The 22,545-nt window shown below is 68.1% G+C and carries 18 protein-coding genes and 2 tRNA genes; 9 read left to right on the top strand and 11 right to left on the bottom strand.

Features of this window, described 5'->3' with window-relative positions; genetic code table 11:
* Positions 1 to 78 precede the first annotated feature (78 nt).
* Positions 79 to 1,335 (top strand): glycosyltransferase, encoded by a 1,257-nt coding sequence (locus BHD05_RS08915; protein WP_161886118.1) that lies wholly within the window; start codon positions 79 to 81, stop codon positions 1,333 to 1,335.
* Between the two features lie 26 nt (positions 1,336 to 1,361).
* A complete protein-coding gene (locus BHD05_RS08910; protein ID WP_161886117.1) occupies positions 1,362 to 3,407 on the top strand; it encodes a M3 family metallopeptidase in 2,046 nt (681 codons plus the stop codon).
* Here the strand turns inward: BHD05_RS08910 and BHD05_RS08905 are convergent.
* The 4 genes from BHD05_RS08905 to clpX all read right to left on the bottom strand — a co-directional run bounded on the left by BHD05_RS08905 (position 3,404) and on the right by clpX (position 7,450).
* A complete protein-coding gene (locus BHD05_RS08905; RefSeq protein ID WP_161886116.1) occupies positions 3,404 to 3,808 on the bottom strand; it encodes a hypothetical protein in 405 nt (134 codons plus the stop codon). The two genes, BHD05_RS08910 and BHD05_RS08905, sit on opposite strands and share 4 nt — an antisense overlap.
* Positions 3,809 to 3,856: 48 nt before the next feature.
* Entirely contained in the window at positions 3,857 to 4,870 is a 1,014-nt protein-coding gene (locus tag BHD05_RS08900; RefSeq protein ID WP_161886115.1) for an LLM class flavin-dependent oxidoreductase, read from the bottom strand.
* 105 nt (positions 4,871 to 4,975) lie between these two features.
* Positions 4,976 to 6,115, bottom strand: coding sequence for a benzoate/H(+) symporter BenE family transporter (locus BHD05_RS08895; RefSeq protein ID WP_418763844.1), 1,140 nt, complete (start codon positions 6,113 to 6,115; stop codon positions 4,976 to 4,978).
* A 60-nt stretch (positions 6,116 to 6,175) separates the two neighbouring features.
* Positions 6,176 to 7,450 (bottom strand): ATP-dependent Clp protease ATP-binding subunit ClpX, encoded by a 1,275-nt coding sequence (clpX, locus tag BHD05_RS08890; protein WP_161886114.1) that lies wholly within the window; start codon positions 7,448 to 7,450, stop codon positions 6,176 to 6,178.
* 177 nt (positions 7,451 to 7,627) lie between these two features.
* Here clpX and BHD05_RS08885 point away from each other — a divergent pair, with 177 nt between their 5' ends.
* Positions 7,628 to 8,344 (top strand): copper resistance CopC family protein, encoded by a 717-nt coding sequence (locus BHD05_RS08885; protein WP_161886113.1) that lies wholly within the window; start codon positions 7,628 to 7,630, stop codon positions 8,342 to 8,344.
* A gap of 92 nt (positions 8,345 to 8,436) precedes the next feature.
* On the opposite strand, the gene BHD05_RS08880 is transcribed toward BHD05_RS08885, so the two are convergent.
* The 3 genes from BHD05_RS08880 to BHD05_RS08870 form a co-directional block, all read right to left on the bottom strand.
* Positions 8,437 to 9,105, bottom strand: coding sequence for an ATP-dependent Clp protease proteolytic subunit (locus BHD05_RS08880; protein ID WP_161886112.1), 669 nt, complete (start codon positions 9,103 to 9,105; stop codon positions 8,437 to 8,439).
* A 10-nt stretch (positions 9,106 to 9,115) separates the two neighbouring features.
* Positions 9,116 to 9,775, bottom strand: a complete 660-nt coding sequence (locus tag BHD05_RS08875; protein WP_236966485.1) for an ATP-dependent Clp protease proteolytic subunit — start codon at positions 9,773 to 9,775, stop codon at positions 9,116 to 9,118.
* 93 nt (positions 9,776 to 9,868) lie between these two features.
* Positions 9,869 to 11,077, bottom strand: coding sequence for a trans-sulfuration enzyme family protein (locus BHD05_RS08870; RefSeq protein ID WP_161886111.1), 1,209 nt, complete (start codon positions 11,075 to 11,077; stop codon positions 9,869 to 9,871).
* Between the two features lie 79 nt (positions 11,078 to 11,156).
* Between BHD05_RS08870 and BHD05_RS08865 the strand changes: the two genes are divergently transcribed.
* On the top strand, positions 11,157 to 12,041 hold the full coding sequence (locus BHD05_RS08865; protein ID WP_161886110.1) for an SDR family NAD(P)-dependent oxidoreductase: 885 nt from the start codon (positions 11,157 to 11,159) through the stop codon (positions 12,039 to 12,041).
* On the opposite strand, the gene tig is transcribed toward BHD05_RS08865, so the two are convergent.
* Positions 12,026 to 13,393: a trigger factor gene (tig, locus tag BHD05_RS08860; RefSeq protein ID WP_161886109.1), complete on the bottom strand. Its 1,368-nt coding sequence runs from the start codon at positions 13,391 to 13,393 to the stop codon at positions 12,026 to 12,028. The genes BHD05_RS08865 and tig overlap by 16 nt on opposite strands.
* Positions 13,394 to 13,438: 45 nt before the next feature.
* Positions 13,439 to 13,512: transfer RNA gene (locus BHD05_RS08855), tRNA-Pro, on the bottom strand.
* A 160-nt stretch (positions 13,513 to 13,672) separates the two neighbouring features.
* Here BHD05_RS08855 and BHD05_RS08850 point away from each other — a divergent pair.
* A tRNA-Gly gene (locus BHD05_RS08850) sits at positions 13,673 to 13,746 on the top strand.
* Between the two features lie 13 nt (positions 13,747 to 13,759).
* Here the strand turns inward: BHD05_RS08850 and BHD05_RS08845 are convergent.
* On the bottom strand, positions 13,760 to 14,080 hold the full coding sequence (locus BHD05_RS08845; protein ID WP_161886108.1) for a hypothetical protein: 321 nt from the start codon (positions 14,078 to 14,080) through the stop codon (positions 13,760 to 13,762).
* Positions 14,081 to 14,106: 26 nt separating this feature from the next.
* The gene (locus BHD05_RS08840) at positions 14,107 to 15,063 is read right to left on the bottom strand and encodes an EamA family transporter (protein WP_161886107.1); all 957 of its coding nucleotides are present in this window, start codon (positions 15,061 to 15,063) and stop codon (positions 14,107 to 14,109) included.
* Between the two features lie 72 nt (positions 15,064 to 15,135).
* Here BHD05_RS08840 and BHD05_RS08835 point away from each other — a divergent pair, with 72 nt between their 5' ends.
* From BHD05_RS08835 to BHD05_RS15710, 4 genes are all read left to right on the top strand, one after another.
* Positions 15,136 to 15,687, top strand: coding sequence for a CGNR zinc finger domain-containing protein (locus BHD05_RS08835; protein ID WP_161886106.1), 552 nt, complete (start codon positions 15,136 to 15,138; stop codon positions 15,685 to 15,687).
* 60 nt (positions 15,688 to 15,747) lie between these two features.
* Positions 15,748 to 17,868, top strand: a complete 2,121-nt coding sequence (locus BHD05_RS08830) for a S9 family peptidase (RefSeq protein WP_161886105.1) — start codon at positions 15,748 to 15,750, stop codon at positions 17,866 to 17,868.
* A gap of 212 nt (positions 17,869 to 18,080) precedes the next feature.
* Entirely contained in the window at positions 18,081 to 18,254 is a 174-nt protein-coding gene (locus BHD05_RS08825) for a DUF2510 domain-containing protein (protein WP_161886104.1), read from the top strand.
* A gap of 109 nt (positions 18,255 to 18,363) precedes the next feature.
* Positions 18,364 to 22,524, top strand: coding sequence for an SCO7613 C-terminal domain-containing membrane protein (locus BHD05_RS15710; protein WP_202614176.1), 4,161 nt, complete (start codon positions 18,364 to 18,366; stop codon positions 22,522 to 22,524).
* The last annotated feature ends 21 nt before the right edge of the window (positions 22,525 to 22,545 follow it).

Raw genomic sequence — 22,545 nt, 5'->3', positions numbered from 1 at the left:
CTCAAGTCCTACCGGATGAGCAAAATATTCAGTTCTCTGGAAATCCAGCACCCGGCAGCACGGCGAGGAGACGACTCGATGAGAATCAGCATGGTCTCGGTAGACGCGAGTCCGCTTGCCGCCATCGGTGGGCTGGATGCCTGTGGACGGAGCGTGTACGTCGCCGCGCTCGCCACCGCGCTCGCCCGGCGCGGGCATCACGTCACCGTCTACACGCGGAGGGATGTCCCGGGGCTACCCGATCGCGTCGAGATCTCCCCACGGTTCGAACTCGTGCACCTCACGGCGGGACCCACCGAGCAACTTCCCGAGGAGGAGTTGCTGACACACCTCGCCGACCTCGCTGACGGCCTCGGTGTGGACTGGCTGCGCTCCAAGCCGGATATCGTTCACAGCCATCTCTGGACCTCGGGAATAGCGGCTATCGACGCCGCCCGCCGCATCGGTGCGCCGCGGGACATTCCTGTGGCTCAGACCTTCCACGGACTCGGCGTGGTCTCGCATCGCAACGGCGCCACCGCAGAAACGAGTCCGCCTGACCGCGAGTGGCTCGAACCCTGGGTCGCGCGCAACGTGGACAGCGTCATCGGAACATGCACGGACGAGGCCTTCGAGCTCAAGTCCCTCGGCATTCCCACTGGTGCGATCTCGGTAGTGCCGTGTGGCGTGGATCTGCGACGATTCGGCACGAGCGGCGAGATCGAGGAGCGGGCACGGCCATTGCGCCTCGTCACGGTCGGCCGACTCCAGCCCAGCAATAGATTCGATCTCGTCATTCAGGCGTTCGCACGGCTCGTTGACGAGGGAGTCGACGCCGAGCTCATCATCGTCGGTGGCGCCGTCGGAGCCCACGCGGGCGACAGCGACCCTGCGACGGCCATGCTTCGCACGCTCGCTCGCGAACTCGGGGTCGCGGATCGCGTCGAGCTGCGTGGCCCGCTTGAGCACGCCTCCATGCCCGCAATTCTGAGGTCGGCCAACGCCGTCATCTGCGCCCCCCGGCATGGGACCTCGGGGGTCGTCGCGCTCGAGGCGATGGCGTGCGGCATCCCCGTCGTGGCCAGCGGGGTCGGGGGCCTCATCGATACTGTCATCGACGGAATCACGGGGGTTCACGTGCCGCCGCAGGATGCGGAGGCTATCGCTACAGCGCTCTCGTGCCTACTCGCCGACGACGGCAGGATGGCGAGCCTCGGAGTAGCCGGTTCGCGGCGGGTCGCGGCTCGGTTCACCTGGGAGCAGGTCGCGATCGACACCGAGCGCGCGTACCGCAAGACGGCCCGTCGTGCGAAGGAGAGGGTCATCGCGCGCGCGTCGGAGGGGGCAACGCGATAATCCTGCGACGACCCTAGGGTGGAGGGATGTCGCATCCCAACCCGTTCCTCGCCCCGAGCACGCTCCCCCACGGCCTCCCTCCGTTCGCCGAGATCGCGCCGGAGCATTTCCGGCCCGCCTTCGACGCGGGTTTCACCGAGCAGCTCGCGGAGGTCGCGGCAATCAGCGCCGATCCGGACGCGCCGACGGTCGAGAACACCCTGCTTCCGCTCGAGCGCAGCGGGCAGCTGCTCGAGCGGGTCGCGAGCGTCTTCTACAACAAGAGCTCCGCTGACAACGACGACTTCGTCTCCGCGCTCGAGGAGGAGATCGCACCGCGGATGGCGGCGCACTCCGATGCGATCCGGCTCGATCCGGCTCTCTACGCGCGCGTCGCCGCCATCCACGCTGGCATCCACGCTGGCACCGACGCGGGCACCGCTCCCCTCGACCCCGAGACCCGGTACCTCGTCGACCGCCACTTCGCCGAGCTGACCCTCGCCGGCGCCGGCCTGGGCGAGACGGAGAAGCAGGCCCTGCGCGACTACAACCGCGAGCTGTCGACGCTCACGACCAGGTTCGAGAAGAACCTGCTCGCCGACAGCAACGATCTCGCCGTCGTCATCGATGACGTCGCCGAGCTCGACGGCCTCTCACGCGACGACATCTCGGCTGCAGCCACCGCAGCGGCCGAGCGCGGGCTTGACGGCAAGTACCTCATCACCCTGGTGCTGCCGACTGGGCATCCGTATCTCTCCCAGCTCATCAGGCGCGACGTGCGCCAGCGCATCATGGAGGCCTCCCGGTCCCGCGGCATCCGTGGGGGCGACCACGACACCCGCGCCCTCGTTCTTGAGATCACCCGCATCCGGGCAGAGCGGGCCGCGCTTCTCGGGTTCGCCTCGCACGCCGCCTACGTCACCGCCGACTCGACCGCGCAGAGCCCCGCGAGGGTGTCCGAGTTGCTCGGCCGGCTCGCTCCGCCCGCGGCCAGAAATGCCAGGGCCGAGCAGGCCGAGCTGGAGGCTCTTGCCGGGCACCAGATCGAGGCGTGGGATTGGGACTTCTATAGCGAGAAGGTGCGCGCGGCGAAGTACGACGTCGACACCGCCTCGATGCGCCCGTACTTCGAGGCTGAGCGGGTGCTGCACGACGGCATCTTCTTCGCCGCCGAGAAGCTCTACGGGGTGACCTTCACCGAACGCGCCGACCTCGTCGGCTACCACCCGGAGGTGCGCGTATTCGAGGTACGCAACGAGGGCGGCGAGGAGATCGGCCTCTACCTACTCGACCTCTACACCCGCGACTCGAAGCGGGGTGGTGCCTGGATGAATGCGCTCATCTCCCAATCACGCCTGCTCGGGCATCCGACGGTCGTCGTCAACAACCTCAACGTGCCGGGGCCCGCCGCCGGAACCCCGACCCTGCTGACCTACGACCTCGTGAACACGTTCTTCCACGAGTTCGGCCACGCGCTGCACGGGCTTTTCGCACGCGTGACCTACCCGATGTTCTCCGGCACGAACGTGTACCGGGACTTCGTCGAGTTCCCCAGCCAGGTGAACGAGATGTGGATGCTGTGGCCGGAGGTTCTCGCGAACTTCGCCGTGCACTACGAGACCGGCGAGCGGATGCCGGAGGAGCTGGTGGCGAAGCTGCAGGCGTCGTCCGCCTTCAACGAGGGGTTCGCGACGTCGGAGTACCTCGCCGCGGCGCTGCTCGACCAGGCCTGGCACGCCATCGGACCGGACGCGACAGTCACCGACGTCGCCGCATTCGAGCGGGACGCTCTCGCTGCCGCCGGGCTCGACAACCCGGCGGTGCCGACGCGGTACTCGTCCACCTACTTCGCACACACCTTCTCGGGCGGGTACGCGGCGGCGTACTACTCGTACATCTGGAGCGAGGTGCTCGACGCCGACACTGTCGACTGGTTCACGGAGAACGGCGGGCTTACCCGTGCGAACGGCGACAGGTTCCGCGACCGCCTGCTGGGTGTCGGCGGCTCGAAAGACCCGCTCGAGGCCTACCGCGACTTCCGGGGCCGGGATGCCGTGATCGAGCCACTGCTGAAGCGGCGCGGCCTGAGCTAGGAGGCTGGCTGGTCGGGAGCGTCGGGCCCCTCGGGAGCATCGGGAGCATCGTCCAGGATGCCGATGAAGCGGCTGCCGATCCCGTCGAACTCACGGCGGACGTGCCCGCCTGCGGGTTCCGGCAGGTCGTGAATAGAGTGGTGATCGCAGCTGATGAACGTGAACTGCGGCCACCACTTCTTCGGCCGCACCGATTCGCCGAATCCGCACACGTCGCACTCCAGGCGCACCCAGACGGGCTTCTTACCCGTGCGGTTCGCGCGCGACTGCACGAGCCAGGCTGGCGGCTCGCTCTCGATTGCGGCAAGCTCCTCCTCCGACACCCACGTACCGAGCCCGTGACGTTGCGCCATCTCGATAGGAATGTCCAGGCGCAGGGCAGCTTCTCGTCGCGAAATCATGTCGGTCAACGATAGGCGTTCGGCACGCCCTCGGCGAATCAGCGTGGCTCAGGCCGCGAGTTCCGTCAGGGTGCGCAGCCGGGACTCGAGGTCGGGGCCCTGCGGCACGAGGATGACCTCGTTCGCTCCCGTCGCCTCGACGAGGGCACTCACCCGCGACCGCACGTGCTCGCGGGAGCCTACCGCCTGCTGGGCGTTGCGTTCCGCGGCGAACGCGCGCTCGCCCTCGGTCCACGGGTGTGCCTCCGCCTCGGCGAGGGTGGGCACGGCACCGGGTCGGCCGCCCTGTCGCAACCGCACCGCCCAGAGGTTGTGGGGCAGTGCGAGCCGGGAAGCCTCCTTCGCATCGTCGGCGACGACCGTCGCCACCGAGACCATCGCAAGCGGCTTCTCGAGCACAGCGGAGGGTGTGAACCGCTCGCGGTACAGCTCGAAAGCGCGCGGCGTCTCCGCGGTGCCGGCGAAGTGGTGGGCGAACACGAAGGGCAGGCCCATGATGCCGGCGAGCTGCGCGCTGAAGCCGCTCGAGCCCAGCAGCCACATGAGCGGCGCGTCGCCAGCGCCTGGCACCGCGACGACAGTCGCACCGACGCCGTTCTCGAGCGGCGGGACGATGCCGAAGAGCGCGAGCAGTTCGACAACCTGCTGCGGGAAATCGTCGGCGGTCTCGTTCTGCACGTTGCGGCGCAGCATCCGTGCGGTGAGCCCGTCAGTGCCCGGCGCGCGTCCGAGCCCCAGATCGATGCGGTCGCCGTGCAGGGCAACGAGGGTTCCGAACTGCTCGGCAATCACGAGCGAGGAGTGGTTGGGCAGCATCACGCCGCCCGATCCCACCCGGATTCGTGTGGTCGCCGCGGCGATTGCCCCGATGAGCACCGCGGGCGCGGAGCTCGCGACGGCGGCCATGCCGTGGTGCTCGGCCACCCAGAAGCGCCGATAGCCCAGCTCGTCGGCCGCCTTCGCCGTCGTGATCGTCTGGGCAAGGGCCTCGGCGTTGGTCATTCCGGCGCGGACCGTGGCGAGGTCGAGAACGGAGAGCGGGATCGCGCTGAAGGAAGTCATCCCCAGCGAGAACCGGCGAGGACGCTCTGGCATTCCTCGCCGCGAAATGTCGATGGGCAATATCGCCGCGCAATGTCGATGGGCGGGGCAATCGTCCGTGCACTCTTACGGTGCCGTGCGCGCTGGCGCGGGGCGGCGTCTGAAGCCCAACCAGAGCATCGCGAGCCCGCCGACGACGAGTCCCCAGAAGGCCGAGCCGATGCCTCCGATGACGATTCCCGAGGCAACGACCAGGAAGGTTATTGCGGCGACCGGCCGGTGCTCCGGCGTCTCGAGCGCTGCGGTGACCGACGAGATGAAGGCTCCGATGAGGGCGAGGCCCGCGACCGCCGTGATGAGGATCGGCGGGGAGGCGGTGACGAGGGCGGTGGCGAGGCCGGCGCCGAGGCCCAGGACGAGGTAGAACGCGCCTCCCGCGACGGCGGCGATCCAGCGCTTGGCGTGTTCGGGGTGCGCGTCGGGACCGGCCATGATGGCCGCGGTGAGTGCAGCGAGGTTGATGACGTGCCCGCCGAACAGCGCCCCACCCATCGAGACGAGCCCGGAGCCGATGAGGATCGGGGCGGGACGCGGCGGTGGGAACCCGAGGGTCGAGAGCACGGCGAACCCCGGTACGTTCTGGCCGGCCATGGTCACGACGAACAGCGGCAGCCCCAGGCTCACGATCACGAGCAGGTCGAAGCTCGGCGGCACGAAACTCAGCTGCGGCGCGACGACCCCGGCGCCAAGCCATCCGGTGCCCACCGAGAGCGCCACCACAATCGCCGTTACGATCATCGCGGACGGCACAGCCCAGCGCGGCGCGAGGCGTGACAGAACCAGCCAGACGATCACGATCGGGAGGGCGAGCAGCGGCTCGGCGACCGAGGCCGTGACGGGCGCAATGCAGATGGGGAGCAGGATGCCGGCGAGCATCGCGCTCGCGATCGGCCGAGGGATGCGGGTGATGGCGCGCCCGAGAGCAGGCCAGGCGCCCGTCACGGCGATCAGCGCTCCACACACGATGAACGCGCCGACCGCGGCCGAGAAGTCCCCCGTCGTCGCCTCGGCGGTCACGAGCAGCGCGGCTCCGGGGGTGGACCAGGCGAACGACAGCGGCATCCGAAACCGCCACGACAGCACGATCGCCACGAGCCCCTGGGTCAGGCAGAGGATGAGCAGCCCGGACGCCGCCTGCTCCTCGGTCGCCCCCACCGCGCGCAGGCCCGCGATGACGATCGCGAACGAGCTGGCGAATCCGGTGATCGCGCCGATGAGGCCGGCGGAGATGGGCTGGATAATGGGCGGACCGGGAACCTGGTGCGGCTAGGCCGATTTTTCGGTGCGCACCTCGCGCAGGATGATCGTCGGGGCACCGTTCTCAACGACGGCGCTCTTGGTGACGATCACGCGTGCGACATCGGACGAGGAAGGCACCTCGAACATGATCGGCCCGAGCACCTCCTCCATGATCGCGCGGAGCCCGCGGGCGCCTGTCTTGCGCAACACCGCCAGGTCGGCGATCGCCTCGAGCGCGTCGTGCTCGAATTCGAGCTCGACGCCGTCGATCTCGAACATGCGCTGGTACTGGCGCACGAGCGCGTTCCGCGGCTCGGTGAGGATCGCCATGAGAGCGACCTGGTCGAGCTGGGTCACGGTCGTGACGACCGGGAGGCGGCCGATGAACTCGGGGATCAGGCCGAACTTGTGCAGGTCTTCCGGCAGCACCTCGCCGAACAGGTTCACGTCGTCGCCCTTGCTGTGCAGCGGGGCGCCGAAGCCGATCCCCTTCTTGCCAGCGCGTGACGAGATGATCTCCTCGAGGCCCGCGAACGCGCCGGCGACGATGAACAGCACGTTGGTCGTGTCGACCTGGATGAACTCCTGGTGCGGATGCTTGCGCCCGCCCTGCGGCGGAACGGATGCGACGGTGCCCTCGAGAATCTTGAGGAGTGCCTGCTGCACGCCCTCGCCGGAGACGTCGCGGGTGATCGACGGGTTCTCGGCCTTGCGGGCGATCTTGTCGATTTCGTCGATGTAGATGATGCCGGTCTCGGCGCGCTTGACGTCGTAGTCCGCCGCCTGGATGAGCTTGAGCAGGATGTTCTCGACGTCTTCACCCACGTAGCCGGCCTCGGTGAGGGCGGTCGCATCGGCGACGGCGAATGGAACGTTGAGCCGCTTCGCGAGGGTCTGGGCGAGGTAGGTCTTGCCGCAACCGGTCGGGCCGATCAGCAGGATGTTGCTCTTTGCGATCTCGACATCGTCGATCACGGCGTCTGCGGAGGTGAGCGTGTTGCGTGAGCGGATGCGCTTGTAGTGGTTGTAGACGGCGACCGAGAGGGCCCGCTTGGCCGGCTCCTGCCCGATGACGTATTCCTCGAGGAAGTTGAAGATCTCCTTGGGCTTGGGCAGGTCGAACTCGCTCGACACCTCTTCGCCAGCCTCGGCCAGACGCTCTTCGATGATCTCGTTGCACAATTCGACGCACTCGTCGCAGATGTACACGCCCGGTCCTGCTATGAGCTGCTGGACCTGTTTCTGGCTCTTTCCGCAGAAGGAACACTTGAGCAGATCCGCGCTCTCACCAATTCGAGCCATTGCCTCGCCTCCTCCTGATTCAGCACCGCGCCATTGCGGGTTGCCATCACTAGTGCTACGCATCGAGCCTAACCCGTGTCACCGACACAGGAATGCACGTTGCACGATTGGGATGCCGCGCCGCGGCGCTGTTCGCTCGTGGTTCGACCGATCAGACTGCTCACGTAGCCTAGATTCATGACGTACTCCCCACCGAGCCGTGGCTTTCGGCGACCCAATACGGCACTGCCGGCACTTCTCGGATGCGCGGTCCTGCTCGGCTCCATCTTCGCGGTCGCCGGCCCGGCGATGGCCCACAATTCTCTGGTCGCCTCCACTCCGGAGGCCGGTTCGATCCTGACCACCCTCCCGCCGGAGTTCTCGATCACCACGAACGAGGACATGCTCGACACCGGCGACAGCGTGAGCGCATTCCTGCTCCGAGTCGTCGGCGAGGACGGCCTGTACTACGGCGACGGATGCGTCTCGGTCGACGGCCCGACGATGAGCGCCGACGCCGCACTGGGGCCGGCCGGCGAGTACACCCTCGCCTGGCGCGCGGCCTCGATCGACAGCCACCCCATCGATGGCCAGTTCACCTTCGAGTGGGATCCCGCCGATGACGCCGAGATCTCGGCCGGCTCGGCGACGCCTCCCGAGTGCGGGGTCGAGCCGACGCCGGTGGAGGAGCCGGCAGAGGGACAGGCGTCCGGGACCGACTCCGATGACGCGGCTGGCGCCGATGCCGATGCCGATGCCGATGCCGATGCCGATGCCAGCGAATCGCCATCCGCCGACCCCGAGCAGACGTCATCGACCGTGCCGAACTCGCTGCTGATCGCCGGTATCGGTGCGGTCGCCGCGGCCGCGATCGGCGGGACGGTGTTCGCTGTGCGCCGGCGCCGCAACGCCTGAGCCGCACCGCGCAGCTCAGCTCAGCAGAGACACAAAAGACCCGCAGGCGATGCCTGCGGGTCTTTCTGCGTGCGGGTCTTATTGCGCGCGGGCTACTTGGACAGCGCCGCGGGGATCTGAACGTTCTTGCGCGAGGTCAGCACCTGGTCGATGAGTCCGTATTCGAGCGCGGCATCCGCACCGAGGATCTTGTCCCGGTCGATATCCTTGTTGACCTGCTCGGGGCTGCGGTTCGAGTGGAACGAGAGAGTCGCCTCGAGCCAGGTGCGCATGCGGAGGATCTCCTGCGCCTGAATCTCGATGTCCGACGCCTGGCCGCGGCCCGCGTCGCCCGTTGAGGGCTGGTGGATCAGGATGCGGGCGTTCGGCAGGGCGAGACGCTTGCCGGGCGTTCCCGCGGCGAGCAGCACAGCGGCGGCAGAAGCCGCCTGGCCGAGGCAGACCGTCTGGATCTGCGGACGGATGTACTGCATCGTGTCGTAGATCGCCGTCATCGCCGTGAACGAGCCACCGGGTGAGTTGATGTACATCACGATGTCGCGGTCGGGGTCCTGGCTCTCGAGGACGAGCAGCTGGGCCATGACGTCATCGGCCGACGCGTCGTCGACCTGGACCCCGAGAAAGACGATGCGGTCTTCGAAGAGCTTCGCGTAGGGGTCCTGGCGCTTGTAGCCGTACGCCGTGCGCTCCTCGAAGGTCGGGAGGATATAGCGGGATTCGGCCATCGGGCCGGCGCTTCCGCCGTAGGAAGAGATGTCCATGGTGTGTGCCTTAGTTCTTCGGGGTGTCGGTCGTGCGGGAGGTGTGGTCGTTGTCCGAATCGGTCGAGACCGCCGCGTCGGTGACGGTCTCGTCGGTGCCGCCGCCGCCGATGACCTCTGATGCGTACTCGCGCAGGTGGTCGACGAACCCGTAGGCGAGCGCCTCCTGGGCTGTGAACCAGTTGTCGCGGTCGTTGTCGACTAGGATCTGCTCCACCGACTTGCCGACCTGCTCTGCGGTGAGCTCCGCCATGCGCTGCTTCATATCGAGGATGACCTTGGCCTGGGTCTGGATGTCGGCAGAGGTGCCGCCGAATCCGCCGGACGGCTGGTGGAGCAGAACCCGCGCGTTGGGCGTGATGTACCGCTTGCCCTTGGTGCCGGACGAGAGCAGGAACTGGCCCATCGACGCCGCGAGTCCGATGCCCACGGTGACGATGTCGTTCGGCACGAACTTCATCGTGTCGTAGATCGCCATGCCAGCGGTGATCGAGCCTCCGGGAGAGTTGATGTAAAGGAAGATGTCTCGCTCGGAGTCCTCAGCCGCAAGCAGCAGGATCTTCGCGCAGATCTCATTGGCGTTGTCGTCGCGCACCTCTGACCCGAGCCAGATGATGCGGTCCTTGAGGAGTTGGTCGAAAATGCTGTTGACCAATGCCGGTTGGGCCATTGTTGCGCTCCATTTCAGTTTTCGCTTGGTTTCGAATCTATCGGCAAGCACCGACGCAATCGGGCGTGTTCGCCGTGGGCAGATAGCGGGAGGTCAGTCCGGGGCGAAGGTGGCGTCGAGGGCGGCCCGCAGGTCGGCGATCAGATCGGCCGGGTCTTCGATCCCGACCGAGAAGCGCAGATGCCCGTTGGTGCGAAACTCCTCGGGCCAGTGCGCGGCCCGCGGGGCGGTGCTGCCCACGTGCACGATGAGGGACTCGTCGTGGCCGAGCGAGACGGCCGAGGTGATCACGCGCAGGTTCGAGACGAACCGGTCCTGCGTCGCGGAGTCCCCGACCACGGCGAACGCGAGCATCCCACCGAACCCGTTCGGCATCGTGCGGCGCGCGAGCTCGTGCTGCGGATGCGAGGCGAGGCCCGGGTAGGCGACGAAGGCGACGCGGTCATCGGCATCGAGCACATCGGCGACGGCCCGCGCGTTCACGCAGTGCTGGCGGATCCGCAACGGCAGGGTGATCGAGCCGCGCATGATGAGCCAGGCGTTGAAGGGGCTGATCACTCCCCCGACATCAATCATGGCGTCGCTCTTGATCTGCTGGATCAGCTCCCGCGACCCGATCACAGCGCCGCCCATCGCGTCTCCGTGGCCATTGATGTATTTGGTGAGCGAGTGCACGACGAGGTCGGCGCCCTGGTCGAGGGGCCGCAGCAGCAGCGGCGAGGCGAAGGTCGAGTCCACGCTCAGCAGCGCCCCGGCCTTGTGGGCGATAAGCGCGAGCTCGTGGATGTCAGTGATCCGGGTTGTCGGATTGGCTGGGGTCTCCACATGCACGAGGCGTGTGGTCGGTCGGATGGCGGCGCGCACGGCCGCGAGGTCGGTTGTGTCGACGAGGGTCGCCTCGATGCCGTATTTCTCCGGCAGCAGCTCCGTGAACAGGCGGTGGGTCGCCTCATAGACGACATCGGCGACAACGACGTGGTCGCCGGACTTCAGGAAGGTGAAGAACACGGCATGCAGCGCGGCGACTCCACTCGCGAGGGCGACGGCATCCTCCCCGTTGTCGAGAACGGCGAGTTTCTGCTGCAGCGCGAGCTGGTTGACGCCGCTGTTGCGGGTGTAAAGGGGGATGTCGGTGCCCGACCAGCTGATCTCGGACGGATCGTCGGGCAGGGCGTAGGAGTTCGCGAGCACGAGGGGCGTGCGTACCGCTCCGGTTCCCGGATCGATGGCGTTGCCGGCGTGCACGGCTTGGGTTAGCAGCCGGAGGGTCAGCGGGTCGTGCTTGTCGGGTCGCGAGGTCATGCCACAACGCTAGGGCACGGGTCACCGAGCCGATTCGCAGTGAGACGATCGCAGAAACCATAATCCGAAAGGCACCATCGTGGCATTGGACTACCGGGGCACAACCGCCCTCATCACCGGCGCGAGCTCGGGGCTCGGCACGGAGTTCGCACGCCAGCTCGCGGCCCGAGGCGCCAATCTCGTTCTCGTCGCCCGCCGTCTCGACCGTCTCGACTCCCTCGCAAATGAACTCACCGCGTCGCACGGCATCACGGCGACGACGATCACCGCGGACCTCGCTGCACCGGGCGCGGCCGCGAACCTCCACGCCGACCTGGGCGAGCGGGGCATCCGCATCTCGACCCTCATCAACAACGCAGGCTTCGGCACGCGCAGTCGGTTCGAGAACGAGGCCGCCGGGCGCATCCACGAGGAGGTCAGCCTCAACGTGACCGCGCTTGTGGAACTCACCCACGCGTTCTACGCCCAATTGCAGGAGGGACGCGGTGCCCTTGTGACTCTCGCGAGCACCGCCGCATACCAACCGGTCCCCCTGATGGCGGTCTACGCAGCGAGCAAGGCGTTCGTGTTGAGCTTCACCGAAGCGCTCTGGTACGAGAACAAGGACACCGCTCTTTTGGTGCTCGCCCTCTCCCCCGGAGCTACGCGCACCGAGTTCTTCGATGTGGCAGGCGCTGGCGCCCGTGTCGGCGACTTCGAGGAACCGGCCGATGTCGTCGGACTCGCGCTCTCGACGCTCGACAGCAAGAACCCGCCGCCGAGCGTCGTCTCCGGCGCCCGAAACCGCGCCATGTCCATTGCGTCCACGCTCGCACCCCGGCGCACCGTGGTGAACCTGACTGGATCGATGACCGGGCGTAATCCGGCCTGCGGTCTTAACGACGAAGGGGTTTTAACAACGAAGGCCCGGCACTGCTGTGCCGGGCCTTCGTCGTCAGTTCATGCAGTTCAGCTGTGGTCGTGACCCTCGTGGTCGTCATCCGCTGTGGATGCCGCCTCGACGAAGTCACTCGCGTCGCTGTCGTCGCCTGCATCGCTCAGCGCCGTCGCGGTGAAGGACGAGATGTCGACGACGTCGCCATTTCCGTCGACGACGTTCGCGCGGCTGAGCACGATCGCGAGCGCCTTGGCACGCGCGACCTCGCCGATCATGCCGGGGATCTGGCCGTTCTGGTCGAGCACCTTGATGAACTCGCCCGGCTCCATGTTGTACTGTGCGGCGCCCTGCACGAGGTACTGGGTGAGCTCGTTCTGGCTGACCTTGACCTTCTCCTGCTCGGCGATCGAGTCGAGGAGGATCTGAGTGCGGAACGTCTTCTCGCTCGACTCGGCGACCTCGGCACGGTGCTCGGCGTCTTCGAGGCGGTTCTCGTTCTCGAGGTGGCGGTGCACCTCGTCCTCGACGAGCTTCTCCGGAACGGGGATCTCGACGGACTCGAGCAGTTTGTCGACGACCTGGTCACGCGCCTGCGCGCCCTGACCGAAGACCTTCGACTTGATGACCTGCTGCTCGATGTCTGCCTTGAGCTCGTCGATCGTGTCGAACTGGCTGGCGATCTGTGCGAAATCGTCGTCGGCCGCGGGGAGTTCGCGCTCCTTGACGGCGAGGAGGTTGACCGTGATCTGCGCGGTCTGTCCCTCGTTGTCGCCACCGAGCAGCTTGGACTCGAAGGTCGTGGTCTCGCCGGCACTGAGGGCGTCGAGGGCCTCGTCGATGCCGTCGATGAGGTCTCCGGAGCCGACCTCATACGAGATGGCGTTGGCGGTGTCGACCTCGGTGCCGTCGATCGACGCGACGAGGTCGATCTGGGCGAAGTCGCCCGTCTTGGCCGGGCGCTCGACGGTGACAAGCGTGCCGAAGCGAGCGAGCAGATTCTGCAGCTCGGTCTCGACCTCGTCGGGCTCGACGGTCGCGGTGTCGACCGTGAGCTCGAGGCCGTCGATCGACGGGAGCGTGAACTCCGGGCGAACGTCGACCTCGACGACGATCACGAGGTCGCCCGAGAAGTCCTTGAGCTCCGGCAGGCCCGTGACGTCGGCCTCTGGGCGGCCGAGGGGGCGAATCTTCTCCTCGGTGACGGCAAGGCGGTAGAACTTGTCGAGGCCGTCGCTGACCGCGTGGTTCAGCACCTCACCACGACCGACGCGCTGGTCGATGATGGGCGGCGGAACCTTGCCCTTGCGGAACCCGGGAATGTTGATTGACTCCGCGAGGTGCGTATAGGCGTGGTCGACGCTGGGCTTCAGCTCGTCCGGGGTAACTGCGATGGTGAGCTTCACCCGCGTGGGGCTCAGCTTTTCGACCGTGGTCTTCACGTGTGGCTCTCCTGTATTCGGCGTACTGGGTATGAGGGATTCTTGTCGGGGCGACAGGATTCGAACCTGCGGCCTCCCGCTCCCAAAGCGGGCGCTCTACCAAGCTGAGCTACGCCCCGGACATCATCGTGCGGCCAGGGGGATCGGATCATGAGGCATCCGAAATTTGGCCGTGGCAAGTCTAGCCGAGCGCCGCGTCGCGAGGTGCCACCCTCACCCCGCGGCATGCATTAGAGTTGCAGAGTGCTATCCGGCCCAAGGTAATCGGGCCGGTCGTGCGGGGATGTAGCTTAGTGGTAAAGCCTCAGTCTTCCAAACTGATGATGCGAGTTCGATTCTCGTCATCCCCTCCATCACATCATTCGATCAGTCGTGTGGGCGCTTGGGCATTCCCAGTTCGTTCAGCGGCTCCTGGTGTTCGGCAGGCCGCTCGTGACCGACGGGGCAGTGCAGCACGGCGTTCGACACGGTGTGGTCAATGCGGTGCTCCGACATCGGACGGTTACACACCGGGCAGGTGGCGGCGCCGACCTGCTGCACGACCTCATCGAACGGTCCGCTCGGCGGTGGTCCGAGCGGACCCTCAAGAGAGCGGTTCAGCCAGTCGATGAATCGCAGGTAGCGCCCGGCCTCACTCGATCCGTGCGTCTCGGGGCGTTTGCGTGAGCTTTCCGTCGTCTCATTCATGGCGACAGGGTACGCCCGGCAGTTCGTCAGCGGGAGGGCCCAAAGGCCGGGGTCTTCTCCCCGACCGGAGCGACCGGGACCGACCGGTCCGAGTGCACGAACCCGATGCCCACGAGGATCAGCCCACCCCCGAACAACTGCAGCATCGTCAGGCTCTCCCCCAGCAGCATCCACGCCCAGAGTCCCGCCGCCGCGACCTCGAGGAGGCCGACGAACGAGGCGAGCCGTGAGCCGAGCATCCCGCCCGCGGTGATGCTCGTCGCATAAGCAACTGCTGTGGAGACGACGCCGACGACCAGCATCGGCACCCACCATGGGGTCGCCCGGCCGAGCAGCGTCACCTCGTCGACGGAGGCGGTGAACGGCACCATCCCAAGAAGACCGGCGAGAGCAAGAAGCACGGGTGCGATCAGGAGCCCCGCGGATGCCAGGGCGACCGGCGGCAGTCCGGCGCTCGGCCTCGCCGCGATCACGAAGTAGCCGGCACAGCAGACCATCGCCGTGACGGCGGAGGCGATCCCGAGCGGGTCGAGTGCGCCGGATCCGGACGGAGACACGATGAGCAGCAGCCCCGCGAAGGCCGCAACCGAGCCTGCGAGAACGACGACCGCTGGCCGTCGCCTGGTCATCGCCCAGGCGACAGCGACAAGCAGCAGCGGGGCCATGTACTCGATCAGGATGGCCGTGCCGACAGGGATGCGCTGCACGGCGGCGAAGTAGAACAGCTGGGTGCCCGCGACACCGACGGTGGCCATTCCGAGAATGCGCCAGCGCCCCAGCCAGACGGAGCCCCAGCGTCCGCGCAGTGCAATCACGGCGAATGGCGCGAGGATCAGTCCACCCGTGAGGGCGCGAACCGTGACCGCTGCGGCGGGGCTCCAGCCACCCTCGAGGAGGGGCTTGATCAGCGCGCCGGAGACCCCGAACGATGCAGCTGCGACGAGCGCGAACATGAGTCCGGCCGACAAGGGCGAACGGTTCACGCGCATCCTTCCGTCATGATCTAGTGGGGCTGTTGACACTGACATTAGGGTGTTCAGGAATAAGGAGTCAATTTGCATTTTGCCCCTGACACCGAGGACCTTCTCGCGTTCAACGTCGCCCTCGCGAACACGGTGCCCTCGTCGACGAGAAGCGGCACTGATGAGCTGTCGTCGACCCTGCAGTTGCAGGCCCTCCTCGCTATCCATGGCTACACCGGGCGTGTCGATCGGGACGACGCCGAACTGGGCGATGTACGTGCGGCGCGCCTCGAGCTCCGCCGCATCTGGGCGCTCGACCGCGACTCGATGGCCAGCGAGGTCAACGCCATGCTGCGCGACACCCGCGCCCTCCCCCAGCTCGCGCGCCACGACGGATTCGACTGGCACCTGCACGCCACCCGGGCGGATGCCCCGCTCGCCGAGCGCATCCGCGCCGAGGGCGCCCTCGCCCTCGTCGATGTCATCCGCTCGGACGGCACGGACCGCCTCCGGATCTGCGAGGCAGACGACTGCGAGGGCCTGTTTGCCGACCTCTCCCGCAACGGCTCGAGGCGTTACTGCACCGTGCGCTGCGGCAACCGGATGAACATGGTCGCGCACCGCAGGCGGCAGAGCGCCGAGTAGACCGCGTGATGGAGCGCCGTGAGCGCGAGTTCGCTCCGGCTTCGGGCTAGCGTGGAGCACATGTCAGCTCAGGTTCACCAGGTTCACCTGCCGTTCTCCTCCCTCGACGACTTCATCGCGCTCCCCCGGATCGAGGGCCTCGCGCTCTCGCCCGACGGGCACCGGGTGGTGCTCACCGTCGCGACGCTCGCGCGGGACTCCACCTCCTACGAGAGGGCGCTCTGGGCGGTGCCCGCCGACGGCACCGGCGCACCGACGCGGCTCACCCGCTCCGCGAAGGGCGAATCCGGCGTCGCGTTCACCGGGTCGGGCGACGTGATGTTCGTCTCCGGCCGGCCGGATGCCGCGGCAGAGAAGGACACGGAGGCCGCGCAGCTCTGGTTGCTGCCCGCCAGCGGCGGCGAGGCGCGCGCGGTGACCCGTCTGGCGGGAGGTGTCTCTGGCATCGCCGCGACGGCGACGTCGTCAGACACGATCGTGATCACCGCGGACCTGCTCCCCAGCGCCGACGGCCTCGAGGCGGATGCCGCCGCGCGCAAGAATCGCAGCGATAAGAAGGTCTCGGCGATCCTGCACGAGAGCTACCCGGTGCGCTACTGGGACCACGATCTCGGCCCGGCCGAACCGCACCTGCTCTCGCTGGACCTGTCGAATCTCGCCGAGTCGATCTCCGCACCGGTAACCGCCGACCCGAACCCCGACCCGGCCGCAGCCGCAGCCGCAGCCGCCGCGTACCCGGCCGAGCTGCCGAGGCCGAACGACCTCACCCCGGCGCCCGGGCGCGCTGGCGACACCGCAGGGCAGGCCCTGACTCCCGATGGCCGCACGATGATCGCCTCGCTCCGCGTGCGGGAGCAGCGCTCCGGCCGGCACGTGCTGGTGGCGATCGACGTCGAGTCCGGGCAGCGCACGACACTCTTCGACGAGGACCGCGTGCATTTCCAGTCCCCCGTGGTCAGCCGCGACGGATCTCGTGTCGCGTTCGTGCGCAGCGCATTCAGCACCCCCGAGGGACCGGCCGACCAGGAGATCTGGGTTGCCGGCATCGATGGGAGCGAGCCGCGCCGACTCGGGGCGGACTGGGACCGCTGGCCCTCGAGCACGATCTTCGACCTGGGAGACGAATCCCTCATCGTGACGGCCGACCACGGTGGCCGCGGCCCAATATTCCGCATTCCGCTCGACGGTAGCGCCGCTGCGCAGCTCACCAGCGACGACTTCAGCTACACCCACGTTGCCGTCGATCCGACAACCGGTGACCTCGTGGCACTCCGCTCCTCGTGGATGGCACCGTCTCATCCGGTGCGGATCACCCGGGCAGGCGACGTCGTTCCACTCGCGACGCCCGCGACGCCCGCGACGCTCCCCGAGGCACCCGGTTCGATCACCGAGGTCGAGACCGTGGCGGAGGACGGGTCGCCGTTGCGCGCGTGGCTGCTGCTGCCCGACGGCTCCGACGCCCAGCATCCGGCCCCCCTGCTGCTCTGGATCCACGGCGGACCGCTGAACAGCTGGAACGCCTGGAGCTGGCGCTGGAGCCCGCTGCTCGCGGTCGCCCGGGGGTACGCTGTGCTGCTTCCCGACCCCGCGCTGTCGACGGGGTACGGCCTGGACTTCATCGCGCGCGGCTGGGATGCCTGGGGCACGAAGCCCTACACCGACCTCCTCGCGATCACGGATGCCACCGAAGCACGCCCCGACATCGACGCCGCGAAGACCGCCGCAATGGGCGGATCTTTCGGCGGCTACATGGCGAACTGGATCGCCGGGCACACGGATCGGTTCACCGCGATCGTCAGCCACGCGAGCCTGTGGGCGCTCGACCAGTTCAACGGGACGACCGACAATTCGCAGTACTGGCAGAGCATTTTTTCCCCGCAGGGCATGCTCGACAGTTCGCCGCACCACAGCGTGCGCGACATCTCGACGCCGATGCTTGTCATCCACGGCGACCGCGACTACCGGGTTCCGGTCGGGGAGAGCCTGCGGCTGTGGTCGGAGCTGGCCGAGCACCACGCCGAGCCGGACGGCACGACGCGGCACAAGTTCCTCTATTTTCCGAACGAGAACCACTGGGTGCTGGGGCCCCAGCACGCCGTCGTCTGGTACGAGACTGTCTTCGCCTTCCTCGACCAGCACGTGCACGGCGCGGATTGGAAGCGTCCCGAGGCTCTCGGCTGAGACAGCTCGACCCTCGTTTCTCGACCCCCGTTTCTCGACCCCCGTTTCTCGACCCCCGTTTCTCGACCCCCGTTTAGGGGGGCGCGGTGTCCCCCATAAGGAGGACTATGCTCAGTTTAACCGCCCCCTGAATGGCCGCCACGGTTCGGCATGCACCACGACCGCACCCGAATCGTCCGCCGCGGTCGGACACTCAAACATGGAGACCCACCATGCCCGCTAGTGAAAATTCCCCCCTCGCGCCCTCCGGCTGGTACCGCGACCCCCTCGGCCTTCCCCAGCTGCGCTGGTGGAACGGCATGATGTGGACCAACCAAATCGAAGAACCGCGTGCGGAAATCCAGGTCTCGTCGGCCTACAAGGTGGAGCTCGTCAGCTCCCCCTGACCTGGCAGCACTGCCTGTGTCGTGACGCGGAGTCTCCCCCGCCACCGCTCCTTTCCCCCGGGGAACTCGGCGGAGCGCTAGCCTGAGGCCTCTACCTCGAGGAGTGCTCATGACCGGCGACGGACCCGTCGACTTTCGTCCCCATGCGGGGTTGGTGGTCTGGCCGAGCGGTCTCGGCGCTCTCACCGATCGCGGCTTGTGCCCGGCCTGCTTCTCTCGGCTTCCGGGCACGGTCTGCGGCGAGTGCGGACTGGACCTCAACCATCCCTCCGCCGGGGAGCTGTTCTCGGCTTCGCGCGAGGCCTCCTCGATGCTCTCCCACCGCGTCGACATCATCGGCCGCATGCGTTTCGAGACGGATGCGCGTGCCGCGGCCATCGCAGCCATGGCACTCGCGGCTGCTTCCGGGTCGACTCTGACAGTTACTGCTGGGGCGCCCATTGCTGTCGCGGGTCCGCAGGACGCGCGTACTATCGCGCCCGCTGCTCTCGCGCCTCCTGCTCGTCCCACTCCTCCTGCTCCTCCTGCTGATGCCGCTCCTGTTGGCCCGGACCGCCGCCGCGTCTCGAGCGTGCAGCTCGCCCTGCTCATCGTCGGAGTATCGGCGCTGTCCGTCGGCGCGATCTTCTTCCTCATCTACGCCTTCATCAACTTCGGGCTCGGTTGGCGCTCGGTCATCATCGGCACGATCACGCTCGCGGCGATCGCGGGGGCGGAACTGCTGCGACGTCGGGGACTGCGCACCACCGCCGAGGGAATCGCAGTCTTCGCGATAGTTCTCGTCTATCTCGACGCCTTCGCCATCCGCGCCAATAACCTCGTCGGCGCAGGCACCGTCGACGGCGACGCGTTCTGGGGACTCACCCTCGTCGCCTCTGGCACCGCCTTCGTGGTCTGGAACCGCGCGTCGACGCTGCGCGCGCCGAGCATCGCCGGATTCGCGACCTTCGCGCCCGGCGTCGGCCTTCTTGCCTATTCGGCGGCGTCGTCGGCGCCCGAGTCGGTCAGGCTCGGGATCAGTTTCGTGGCCGTCGCCATGGCGGGCACCCTGCATCGGCTCGCCGGACGCCCCGCCACGGCCACGGCTACGGCGACGGCCACGAGCATCCAGGGCCCCGCGCGCACCGAGCGCTGGATCGTGCTCGTCACCTCGCTCGCTGCTCTGGCCGGAGCGGCTCTTGCCGCCATCGCCATGATCTGGCTCGATCCCGTACTCGGATCGGAGGGTGGAGCGGATGCCTGGGCGTTCGTGGGCCCTGCAGCATCCACCACCACCTTCGCCTTCCTCGGCCTGACCGCCGCGCTTCACCTCGTCGTCCTCCGGTCGCTGCCCGAGCCACGTCTCGTCACGTTCGGCGCCGTGTTCGCGGGCGCGCTCGGCGTCGCATTCGCCGTGACCGGCACCGTCGCGGTGGTTCGCGATTCGGGCCTCACCGCGGTCCTCATCCCGGCGGTCGTCGCCGTCGCGGTCGCCCTGATCCTCGAGGCAGGGGCGCGCCGCGTGACCGATCCCTTCCTGCGCCGGAGTTTCGCTGTGGCCGGAGGCGGAGCAGTCCTCGTCGCGGTGATCGCCGTGGTTCAGCCTCTCGTCACGGGCGGCACCGCGACCCTGCTCGCTCTCGCGGCCGCGCTCGCGGAACCGTGGACGCTGTCCCCCACCGACACCATCGTGGACCCGACGGCGGCGCTTCGCGACGCGATCCTCACCCTCGCAGCTGTGACCGTTCTCGGGGCGATCGGCTGGGCTGTCAGCGGTCTGCTCCGGCGTCGTATCGGCCTGCTCGCGTTCATGGTCGCCGCCGTGCTTATCGTCGCGGTCCCTCTGCTCGGAAGCGTGGTGCTCGTCTCGATGGGCTGGCTGGTTCTCGGGGTGGCCTCGCTCGCCGCGCTCCTGGTACTCGCCCGCGCGGCCCCTGACGCCCCGATCGGCCGGTCGGCCGTCACCCCCGCGCTTCTCCTTCTGCTCGCCGTCGCGACGACGGCCGGCTGGGTGCTCGGCTGGGCCAGCGAGGCGACATGGGCACCCGCTACCGCTGCGACGATCGGCTTGGCGCTGCTGGCCCGTGCGCTCACGCGCGGCGCAGGCAATCGCGCGGGCCTGCTCGGCATCGCACTCGTTCTGGCTCTTGTTGCGGCCGCGGCGGCCGCACGGCAGATTGGCATCTCCACTGGCCTCGTCGCGACAGACGTCGTCGCCACAGACGACTCGGTGCGGCTGGTCGGATTCACCGCAGTCGTTGCGCTGGGACTCGGTGCCCTGCCGCTCGAGAGGATGCTTAGCGCACTGGACCGGCGCACGCTCTTCTGGATCTCACTGGTTGCCGCAGGGGGTTCCGCGGCCTGGCTGCAGTACGGTCCCGCATCCGCGCCGTCGCTTCTCGCCCCGATTCCCTCGATCCTCGCGCTCAGTGCGATCCTGCTCGCCGTGCTCCTGCTCTGGACAGCCCTGCCGTCCACATCCGCCGTCCCTGTCGAGCGGTCCACGGCATCCGTCGCGATCGGGCCGGCCACGCTCATTGTGCTGCTCTCGATCGCGCTCGCGATCGACGCGCCCGAGCTCGTCCTCGCCGTCGCGCCCGTCACCGCCGCGCTGCTGGTCAGCGCCGGATCGCTAGCCGTCGCGCTGATGCGGCAGACGCGGATCCCGCGCGAGGTCCGCGATCTCGGCGTGCTGCTGGTCGGGGTGCCACCGGTCGCGCTGGGCTTGCTCGCGCGCCAGGACGACTCGACCTGGCTGGTACTCGTCATTGCCGCGATCGCGACCCTCCTGCTCGGCACGAGCCGCGACGGGGTGTTTGCCTCGAAGTCACCGCGCCGCTACCTCGCCTGGGTGGCGCTCGCCCTTTCGACGATCGGCCTGTGGCTCGCGCTCGGCGACCGCGGGGTGACCGTGGTCGAGCCCTGGGTGCTTCCGCTGTCGGGGGCATTGCTCATCATCGCGCTCCTGCTCTGGCGAGCCGATCGCCGCGTGACGTTTGAGAACGGGGGCGCTGTTCCGGCGTCCGGCTCTGGTCCGGCGTCCGGCGCTGTTCCGGCGTCCGGCGCTGTTCCGGCGTCCGGCTCTGGTCCGGCGTCCGGCGCTGTTCCGGCGTCCGGCTCTGGTCCGGCGTCCGGCGCTGTTCCGGCGTCCGGCGCTGTTCCGGCGTCCGGCTCTGGTCCGGCGTCCGGCGCTGTTCCGGCGTCCGGCTCTGTTCCGGCGTCCGGCGCCCTCGCCGCACCCGTCCTGGTTCTCGCCGCGCTGCTGGTCTCGATCGTGCCGATCGCGGTGGTCGCCGCGGACGGCCCGCCGACCCGCGCGATCATTGTCGGCGGCGTCTCGGCCGCCCTGGTGCTGCTCGGCAGCATGGTCGTCGGGCGCGCCAGCATCCGTCCCCATCTCGACGCCGCGGCCCTTGCCGGAGGGATCGGAGTCATCGTCACGGCCGTCGCACGCGCGGCGAACATCCTGGTCGACAGTGGCCTGCGCAGCACGCCCAGCGGGGAACTCGAAGCCTGGCTCGGCTTCGCGTTACTCGTGCTGGTCGCGGCCGGCTTCGGCCTGAGCCGGGATCAGCTCTCCGGTGCCGCCGGCGACGCATTCGCACGTCAGCGACTCGTCGCCAGCCAGGCGCTCGCCATCGTCGCGTTCACTGCCATGATCACGATCGAAACGATGGCAATCGATGACGGCCCAACCGGCCTTCTTCGGGCGCTCGGGGCGACACTCGTCTTCTGCGCCATCCATGTGATCGCTTTCCTGATTGATCGGGTGCCTTTCACGCAGCTCGTCGCGTGGCTCGCGCTCGCCTATGCTGCCATCGCGGTGATCGTCGGCGTCGTCGCGGGATCCCTCGACCCCCTCGAGATCGGCACGATCCCGCTCGCCGCCGCTCTCATTGCGACCGGTGCTGTGCGGCTGATCTCGGACCCGGATGCCCGAAGCTGGCCCTGGCTCGGCCCGGGCGTTGCGGCGCTGCTTGTACCGTCCCTCGTCGCGACCATCGACGACAATCCCGTCTGGCGTCTCGTCGGCATCGGCGTCGCGGGAGTCGCGATCCTCGTCATCGGCGCGGTTCGGCGACTGCAGGCACCATTCCTGATCAGCGCCGCCGTCGTTCTTGTACATGTGATCGCGACGTTCGCTCCGCAAATCAGGGCGGTCTACGAGTTCTTCCCCTGGTGGTTGTGGCTCGCCGTCGGCGGCATCATTCTCATCGGCCTCGCGGCGAGGTACGAGCAGCGGATCCAAAATGTGCGGGGCGTCGTGCTCAGAGTGAGCGGGCTGCGGTAGCCCCTTCGGGGCCGTGGTCAG

The sequence above is a fragment of the Marisediminicola antarctica genome (assembly GCF_009930795.1).
Classification (GTDB): domain Bacteria; phylum Actinomycetota; class Actinomycetes; order Actinomycetales; family Microbacteriaceae; genus Marisediminicola; species Marisediminicola antarctica.
This window is presented reverse-complemented; position numbering and strand designations above follow the sequence as displayed.

What these genes read in the sequence shown, in the direction of transcription:
- BHD05_RS08915 (WP_161886118.1), top strand. Translation starts at nt 79, where the DNA reads ATGAGAATCAGCATGGTCTCGGTAGACGCGAGTCCGCTTGCCGCCATC.
- BHD05_RS08910 (WP_161886117.1), top strand. Translation starts at nt 1,362, where the DNA reads ATGTCGCATCCCAACCCGTTCCTCGCCCCGAGCACGCTCCCCCACGGC.
- BHD05_RS08905 (WP_161886116.1), bottom strand. Translation starts at nt 3,808, where the DNA reads ATGATTTCGCGACGAGAAGCTGCCCTGCGCCTGGACATTCCTATCGAG.
- BHD05_RS08900 (WP_161886115.1), bottom strand. Translation starts at nt 4,870, where the DNA reads ATGACTTCCTTCAGCGCGATCCCGCTCTCCGTTCTCGACCTCGCCACG.
- clpX (WP_161886114.1), bottom strand. Translation starts at nt 7,450, where the DNA reads ATGGCTCGAATTGGTGAGAGCGCGGATCTGCTCAAGTGTTCCTTCTGC.
- BHD05_RS08885 (WP_161886113.1), top strand. Translation starts at nt 7,628, where the DNA reads ATGACGTACTCCCCACCGAGCCGTGGCTTTCGGCGACCCAATACGGCA.
- BHD05_RS08880 (WP_161886112.1), bottom strand. Translation starts at nt 9,105, where the DNA reads ATGGACATCTCTTCCTACGGCGGAAGCGCCGGCCCGATGGCCGAATCC.
- BHD05_RS08875 (WP_236966485.1), bottom strand. Translation starts at nt 9,775, where the DNA reads ATGGCCCAACCGGCATTGGTCAACAGCATTTTCGACCAACTCCTCAAG.
- BHD05_RS08870 (WP_161886111.1), bottom strand. Translation starts at nt 11,077, where the DNA reads ATGACCTCGCGACCCGACAAGCACGACCCGCTGACCCTCCGGCTGCTA.
- BHD05_RS08845 (WP_161886108.1), bottom strand. Translation starts at nt 14,080, where the DNA reads ATGAATGAGACGACGGAAAGCTCACGCAAACGCCCCGAGACGCACGGA.
- BHD05_RS08830 (WP_161886105.1), top strand. Translation starts at nt 15,748, where the DNA reads ATGTCAGCTCAGGTTCACCAGGTTCACCTGCCGTTCTCCTCCCTCGAC.
- BHD05_RS08825 (WP_161886104.1), top strand. Translation starts at nt 18,081, where the DNA reads ATGCCCGCTAGTGAAAATTCCCCCCTCGCGCCCTCCGGCTGGTACCGC.
- BHD05_RS15710 (WP_202614176.1), top strand. Translation starts at nt 18,364, where the DNA reads ATGACCGGCGACGGACCCGTCGACTTTCGTCCCCATGCGGGGTTGGTG.